Source organism: Sphingobium mellinum, from assembly GCF_037860795.1.
Lineage (GTDB): Bacteria > Pseudomonadota > Alphaproteobacteria > Sphingomonadales > Sphingomonadaceae > Sphingobium > Sphingobium mellinum.
In genome coordinates this window covers 64095-70758 of record NZ_JBANRK010000015.1, presented here as the reverse complement: position 1 = coordinate 70758, position 6664 = coordinate 64095, and the positions used below count along the sequence as shown (strand labels likewise).

Here is a 6664-nt window from a genome sequence, read left to right as displayed (position 1 = left end):
ACCAGCACCAAGTCTGAATCACAACGCAGCCGCAATGCGAACCCCCCGGCGAGTCAGTTCGTGTGGAAACCGCTCTAGGGCAGGCCATGCCTGCCGAACAATTCATGCCCCCACCATCTTTTCGAGTTTCGCCAGGAAGAAGCGCTCACCCCATAATCCGAGCGACTTTGCCTCCTTCGAACGTAAAAAACGTCTGACATCTTCGGCGGCCTCCCAGTCTATAGCACCTATCGTGTTTCGCAGCGTGCCCTTCAGCGACGCAACGTTGATCTTGAGGTCTTTGTGCCCCGCCCATGGGCCTGCTTGGATCAGCGCAGCCTGAAGATGCATCAGATTGGGAGTACTCCGTTCGAGACATACCAGGAGAAGTCATACCAATCCCTGCCCTTGAGATAGCCGCGGCAAAGAAGGGCATGGATTTTCAACGCAAAGTTGGAAGGCGGATACTGATGCCGCACTTCGTAATCGGCTGGAAAGTCGAGGAAGCTACTGTCCTCGCCGGATCCGGGCGGCGGGTTGGTATCGATCTCCAACTTGATCTTCATTGTCCTGCGACGTCCCATACCAGCAAAGGTCAGGTTAAGCTGGCTCGCGATGGAATCGTCCTTGAGCACTGCCTCCCGAACCGCTTTGTCCATCCTCTATTTAGGTTGGGCATCGAGCTTCAGCCGAACTGGGCGAAAAACCTTGCTGCAGATGATGCTCTCTCCTACCCTTCGTTTAGGACATTCCCCTGCTAAACAATGCGCCGTTTCCCTGGCACATAAGAGGTATCGTCGAATTTACTGGCGTAACGTCGCGCATGTCCTGTCAGCTGCAGCGCAGAGTTCGCTATTCCGGTGGCAAGGGCGTGCCTTCGAATCTGGCGACAGCATGACGGACCACGCGGTCCAGCCCTTCTTCGGAGAAGAAACCGCCGGGAATCAGGCATCGCTCGACCAGCACGCGCTGGAAAGCGGCAAAGGTGGCCGCATCCGGCACGACGGGATTCCCCCAGAAGGCATCCAACCCGTCCTGGAAGGTGATATCCGGCATGTCGTAGATCGCCTGCCCCAGAGTCACCACCGGAACACCCATGGCCAGAGCCAATGTGCCGCTGGTGCTGTTGATCGTCACGACACCGCGAGAGCGTTTCGCGATGGGAACGATATCGCCCCAAGGCAGGTAATCGACCCGGTCCGCGACGCCAAAAAGCGAAGCCATGGCAGCCGTTTCCTCTTGCCAGTCGCGCACGCCATTGTCGAGCGGGTGCTCCTTGACCACCAAACGAACATCGGCCGGAGCATGTTTGGCAAAGGATTCGATGACCAATCTGAGCGCACTGGCAATGCCGGCAAAAGGAGAATGCAGCCGAATCTGCGCATCCGAATCAAGTTGCAGCGGAAAGAGGAAATAGCGCTGGTTGGACGCTTCAAGGCGAGCGATCAATGCCCCGCTGGCCATTTCGCGTTCCTTGCGCCGGCGCAATTTGCGCCACCATCCCATCCCTTCCACCACCGGGTGCCAGGGCCGATGGTTGGTCCAATGCGGATAATGCCAGCGCGTCAGTAGATCTGCGACATTATATAGCAGTCCCTCAGTCGCACGGCGGCGGAACGAGGAATGGACCTGGCTGTGCGCGGGAACCGGGGGCAAGGCGGCGGCCGTCTCCCGATACCAGGCCGGATCGCGCGGGAGCGAGGAGTGGCCGTTGACTCCCCCCAGTTCCAGCGTGACCCAATCGGGCCGCACATACCCTTCCTCGAATACGTGGACCGGCACCCCAAGCTCTCGGCAAACACGCGTAGCCGGCAGATGATGTTCACGGCAGTCGCCGAACAACGCCACGTCCGTAATGCCGCACTCGCGAATCGTCCGCTCGAGCGTCTGGGGCCAGCCTTCCAGCGAACCGCGATAGTCGATTCCGTTCGGCAGGCGCCAGAACAGGCGGTCTCCGCCGTTGAAATTGATCTTGTAGACGCTGTGTCCCGATCGGATCAGTTCCTGACCCAGCCGACGGAACAAGGGGCCCATGAGACCTTGAAGCAACAGCACGGTCCGCTTGTCTGACATGGGTGGGCCGCTTGTTACGCTGCGGGAATAGTCCGCCGCACTCATGGGTAGTTCTCGCATCCAGGAAACAGGCTCCATGATGACGTCCGGGGGCCACGATGGCGGGAACTCAGAGTCATCCGATATGTCGTGATTGTTGCTCAAGGGGGTAATCTGCCCTGCGCCATACGGCAAGCCCAGACGATATCCGCGCCAGACAAAGGGCAAAACCGAGCTCTGATGACAGACGAGGTCCTCTTCGATAAAGGACGATGCACCCGGCATAGGGTGTGAAGGTGTTGGGCCACAATGATTTGGATAGAACAGCAAAGCAGTGATGCCTGATGGACTGATACTTGCGGCATTGCTGGTCGGCGCAGCCCTTCTCGATCGGTTGGTGTACCCCCGGCCCGAGGCGGGCTTTCGCCCGTTCGGACGCAGCATGGTGGGCCTTTGGCTGCTGGCATGGTTGATGACCGCGCTATTTGGCCTGTTCCTTGCCTGCTGTGGCAACTTTCCGCTCTCGGCGGGATTGGCGCTGGCATCGCTGGCCCTGCTTGTGCTTGTCTCCAATGCTAAACATGCGATGCTGGGCGAACCCCTGCTCTTTTCCGATCTCGCGCTGATCGGCGCAATTTTCCGTCATCCCCAATTCTATCTTTCGGCAATCAGCGCCGGGCAACGCGCGGCGGCGGGGGTCGTGGCCATCATCCTTCTCGCCTTGCTGGCTTGGCTGTTCGTCCCGGCCTGGGAGGCGCATCTCGCCGGGATGCTGTTCCTTCTGGGCGGCCTCGCGATACTGGCGGTGACGATGCGCAGCGGTCGTGTCCGAGGCCTCGCTGATACGCCAGAGATCCATGCCGACCTCAGGCGCCATGGCCTTCTGCCCACCTTGTTGCTTTACTGGTTACGCTGGCGTCAGAGCAATGATCCGCCGGCTTGCGCTGAAGTCGACAGACGCCTTCCTTCCACCGATCAGGCGGCACCCGAACTGCTGGTGGTCGTTCAGTGCGAATCCTTTGCTGATCCAGCCGAGCTGTTTGACGGCTTGAACGTAACGCTGCCCGGCCTTTCCCGTGCGCGCGAGATTGCATTGCAATGGGGCCAACTCAAGGTCAGCGGTTTCGGGGCCTACACCATGCGCACGGAATATGGCGTGCTTTTCGGGCGCGGCGAGGATGCCCTCGGCTTCCGGCGCTACGATCCCTTCCTCACCGCGCTGGGCGAAGCGTCCTATGCTCTGCCTGCGCGGCTGAAGGAGGCAGGTTGGCGCAGCCTCTTCGTCCATCCCCATGACATGCGCTTCTACAGTCGCGACCGGATCATGCCGGCAGGCGGCTTTGCCGAACTGATCGGAGAGGAGCATTTCGCCCCTGTTGCCGCCGGAGCGGGACGTTATGTCACAGACGCCTCGATGGCCGAGCAGATCGTCCTGCTGGCTCGCGAAGCGATCGAGCCCTGCCTGATCTATGCCGTCACGATTGAAAACCATGGCCCCTGGGCGCCCGACATGCCTTCGGGTAGCGATCTGGTCTCAAGCTATCTCCGCCTGGTCCGCAACAGCGACGCCATGCTGACCAGATTGCAGGAACAGCTTGCTTTGCTGAAGCGGCCGGCTCTCCTGGTTTTCTTCGGCGACCATCGTCCCAGTATCCCCGGCGCGACTTCTCCGGACGGAGGGCGCCATACGCCTTATGTAGTGATGCGCCTCAATGATGCGGGTGAAATTGTCCGTGGCGGCAACCGGCGCGTAGACCTCACCCCGGCCGAACTGCACCATGCGATGCTCGAACTTATCCTTGGCGAACCCCTGGCAGCCGCGCCTGCCACGTCTATCTGCCCGGCGGGGACAGCGCCCGCAGGAGGCTGTCCCGCAAAGGTCGTGGCAGAAAGCGGTCAACCCAGCGGAGCAGGCTGAAGGGCCAGGGCATGATCGCATGTGCCTTCCCCATGGCTGCCGCGCGAGCAACCTTCGCCGCGGCTACATCCGGCTGCATCGACAGCGGTTTGGGGCCCGGAATTCGGCGAGCAGCCGCCGTATCGATGAAACCGGGCGAAACCAGCGTTACCTTGACCCCATGTTGCCGCATGCCGATGCGGAGCGCATCGGCAAAGCGGGCAAGACCCGCCTTCGTCCCGGAATAAGCAGCGGCAAAGGGCAGAGCATGAAAAGCTGCGGCAGACCCGATCATTACGATGCGCCCATCGCCCCGCGCCGCCATTCGATCGGCCAGCGTAGCGGCCATTGCGGCAGGCGCGACGAAATTGACTACGCCCAGCCTGGCGACAAGGCTGGCATCCTCCACCACAGCATCCGCCGCGCGAATATCCCCCTGGCCAGAAGCGAAGATGGCCAGGTCGACAGCAGCACCTTCGTCTTCGGTCAGCACGGCATCGACCGCTCGCTCGATGTCGCCAATGTCCAACGAACGGACCTTTACCGATGCCCCTGCCGCTTCGCAGACCATGGCCAGGGATGACAGACGCACCAAGTCTCGTCCCCAAAGGGACAAATATATGCCCGGGCCAGCATAATGCCGCGCCAATGCGTTGCCCAGCCCACCGGATGCACCTGTAATGAGGATGCGCTTCGGGTTAAAACGCTTCGTCATGCCGATGCACGCATGTAACAGATTCCTTCTAACCTAGCTTCAGCGATATATTGCCTTGACAGGTAACCGCGCCTCCTGTTCGAGTTCCACCCGATGTGTGCTTCCAATCACTATTCCCAAAGAATCCGGCTGTTCAAAAATGAACGTCTGGAAAAGCTTACGCTGATTTCACCACGAATTTTCGCGCTGTTCTGGGGCATATTGCTCCCGTTCATCGCTTGGGAAGGATGGGGGAAGACGGGGTTTTGGGCAGGACTCAGCCTGTTTGCAGCGGGCCTCCTTGTCTGGACGCTTTTCGAATATGCGATGCATCGCTACCTTTTCCATCTGGAAGTGGAGTGGCCTGCGGCACGATGGATTGTCTTCCTGATCCACGGCAATCATCACGAAAATCCCAATGATCCCCTGCGCGACATGATGCCGCTATCGGTCAGCGTGCCTGTTGCGGGACTGGTCTGGGGCGCTTGCCTGATGATGCTCGGCGGCTCCGGGACGTGGCTCTTTCTTGGGTTCATCCTGGGCTATGTGACCTACGACACCGTTCATTATGCCAGTCACCAATGGCCGATGCGGGGGAAGCTGGCTTCAGCGCTGAAGCGCCACCACATGCGTCACCATTATGTGAACGAAGACAGAAATTTCGCGATTTCGGCCATTTTCTGGGACAGGGTGTTCGGCAGTGCCGCTCAATCCTCCAGGCGGTCGTAAATCAGCGCCGCTCAAGAACGCGCGCGCAGCGCCGCGATCGCAGCAGCCACGGCGTCGATATGCTCAGTCCAGTCGGGCATATGCCAATGGGGCAGACGTAGCATCTGGGCCCCGTGGCGCGGCCCTCGACTGGCATGGTCCAGAATCAGGGCCTGCCAACCCGGTCCGTCAAGCGGGCTGAGATAGTCGGGCACCTCTCCCCCTGCCTCGCGCAGGGCCGGAAGATCGCTGCATATCACCGGTGTGCCCACGGACAGTGCTTCGGCCACCGGCATCCCGTAACCCTCCGCAAAGGAAGGCATCAGCAGCGCCCGCGCACCACGCAGCAGGCTGGCCATTCGCACGTCGGAGCAGCCGTTCAGTTCCTCGACATGGCCCTTCAGGGCAGAGCATCGCTCCAGCATATCGACCACCTGCTCATTTTCCCATCCTCGACGTCCGATCACGACGAGGCGCGGCACGCTCTCCCTTTCGAGAGTTTGGGCCAGATGACGCCAAAGGTTGAGCAGAAGCAGATGATTCTTGCGCGGCTCGATTGTGCCGATACAGACGAAATAGGGCCGTCCACCCGCTTGCTCAAATGGTACGGCTGCAGGCAACGGTTCCGTTCCCAGAAGGGCGACGTGCACATCCACCCTCCGTCCGCTCCGCTCCAGCCAAGGCTGCAACGAACGTCCGGTGGCGGCGGAATTGACGATCACCCCATCCGCCAGCGCCGCGATCGTCGCGATGCGCTGCCGGTGCTGCCGATCGCCGGATGCGCGCGCATATTCGGGAAATTCGATCGGAATGAGATCATGCACGAGACACAGGAAGCGAGCCTGCTCGCGCGCCAGGATCCGGCGCACCTGTTCCGTGCGGGTAAGGTGATGCGGAGAGGCCTGAACATAGACGGCGCCCGTGCTTCGGGGCACAGCACGCGACGGCAGCAAGGAGACAAGCCAAGGCATGGAAGAAGCCAGCGAGCGCCGACGTGGATTGTCCTCCTGGCTGGACCAGCGGCTTTCCAGTTCGTCAAGATAAGCGAGAACCGGTTGACGCGAGAGCCGCCCGTACAGCCCGGAAGGATGGACGGCCGCAAAGGCGAGGCCGTCGCCATAATGGTCCGAAAGACCGCGCGCATAGGCCATTTCCACCCGGTCCACCCCCGAGGGGGTAGAATAATGCACTCGGGAAATCAGGCGCGAAATATCCAGGATGACTTCGCCCGATCGCGGCGCGGCACGCGAAAAGGAAGAGACCATCAGAACTTACCTACCGGGAAGCCTGCCCGCAGGAGGATGGACTGGACCGACTCAGTCCGCGAAACACCC

Annotated in this window: 5 protein-coding genes and 1 pseudogene; 2 read left to right on the top strand and 4 right to left on the bottom strand. The window is 60.7% G+C overall.

What is annotated here, in order from left to right:
- Window positions 1-102: 102 nt before the first annotated feature.
- Window positions 103-686: pseudogene (locus AAC640_RS18390) on the bottom strand (nucleotidyl transferase AbiEii/AbiGii toxin family protein); the annotation flags it as partial.
- Between the two features lie 145 nt (window positions 687-831).
- A complete protein-coding gene (locus tag AAC640_RS14430) occupies window positions 832-2475 on the bottom strand; it encodes a capsule biosynthesis protein (RefSeq protein ID WP_422795001.1) in 1644 nt (547 codons plus the stop codon).
- Between the two features lie 28 nt (window positions 2476-2503).
- On the opposite strand from AAC640_RS14430, the gene AAC640_RS14425 reads away from it, so the two are divergent.
- A complete protein-coding gene (locus AAC640_RS14425) occupies window positions 2504-3949 on the top strand; it encodes an LTA synthase family protein (RefSeq protein ID WP_340267446.1) in 1446 nt (481 codons plus the stop codon).
- Here AAC640_RS14425 and AAC640_RS14420 read toward each other — a convergent pair.
- Window positions 3864-4643, bottom strand: a complete 780-nt coding sequence (locus AAC640_RS14420; RefSeq protein ID WP_340267444.1) for an SDR family NAD(P)-dependent oxidoreductase — start codon at window positions 4641-4643, stop codon at window positions 3864-3866. The two genes, AAC640_RS14425 and AAC640_RS14420, sit on opposite strands and share 86 nt — an antisense overlap.
- A gap of 93 nt (window positions 4644-4736) precedes the next feature.
- Between AAC640_RS14420 and AAC640_RS14415 the strand changes: the two genes are divergently transcribed.
- Window positions 4737-5351 (top strand): sterol desaturase family protein, encoded by a 615-nt coding sequence (locus AAC640_RS14415; RefSeq protein WP_340267442.1) that lies wholly within the window; start codon window positions 4737-4739, stop codon window positions 5349-5351.
- Between the two features lie 11 nt (window positions 5352-5362).
- Here AAC640_RS14415 and AAC640_RS14410 read toward each other — a convergent pair whose 3' ends face one another.
- Complete coding sequence (locus AAC640_RS14410; protein ID WP_340267440.1) at window positions 5363-6595, bottom strand: glycosyltransferase family 4 protein; 1233 nt, start codon at window positions 6593-6595, stop codon at window positions 5363-5365.
- Window positions 6596-6664: the final 69 nt, after the last annotated feature.

Excerpts from the sequence above, each read along its gene's own strand:
- AAC640_RS14430 (WP_422795001.1), bottom strand. The coding sequence starts at position 2,475 with ATGCTGCGTCCGAACGGGCGAAAGCCCGCCTCGGGCCGGGGGTACACC.
- AAC640_RS14425 (WP_340267446.1), top strand. The coding sequence starts at position 2,504 with ATGACCGCGCTATTTGGCCTGTTCCTTGCCTGCTGTGGCAACTTTCCG.
- AAC640_RS14420 (WP_340267444.1), bottom strand. The coding sequence starts at position 4,643 with ATGACGAAGCGTTTTAACCCGAAGCGCATCCTCATTACAGGTGCATCC.
- AAC640_RS14415 (WP_340267442.1), top strand. The coding sequence starts at position 4,737 with ATGTGTGCTTCCAATCACTATTCCCAAAGAATCCGGCTGTTCAAAAAT.
- AAC640_RS14410 (WP_340267440.1), bottom strand. The coding sequence starts at position 6,595 with ATGGTCTCTTCCTTTTCGCGTGCCGCGCCGCGATCGGGCGAAGTCATC.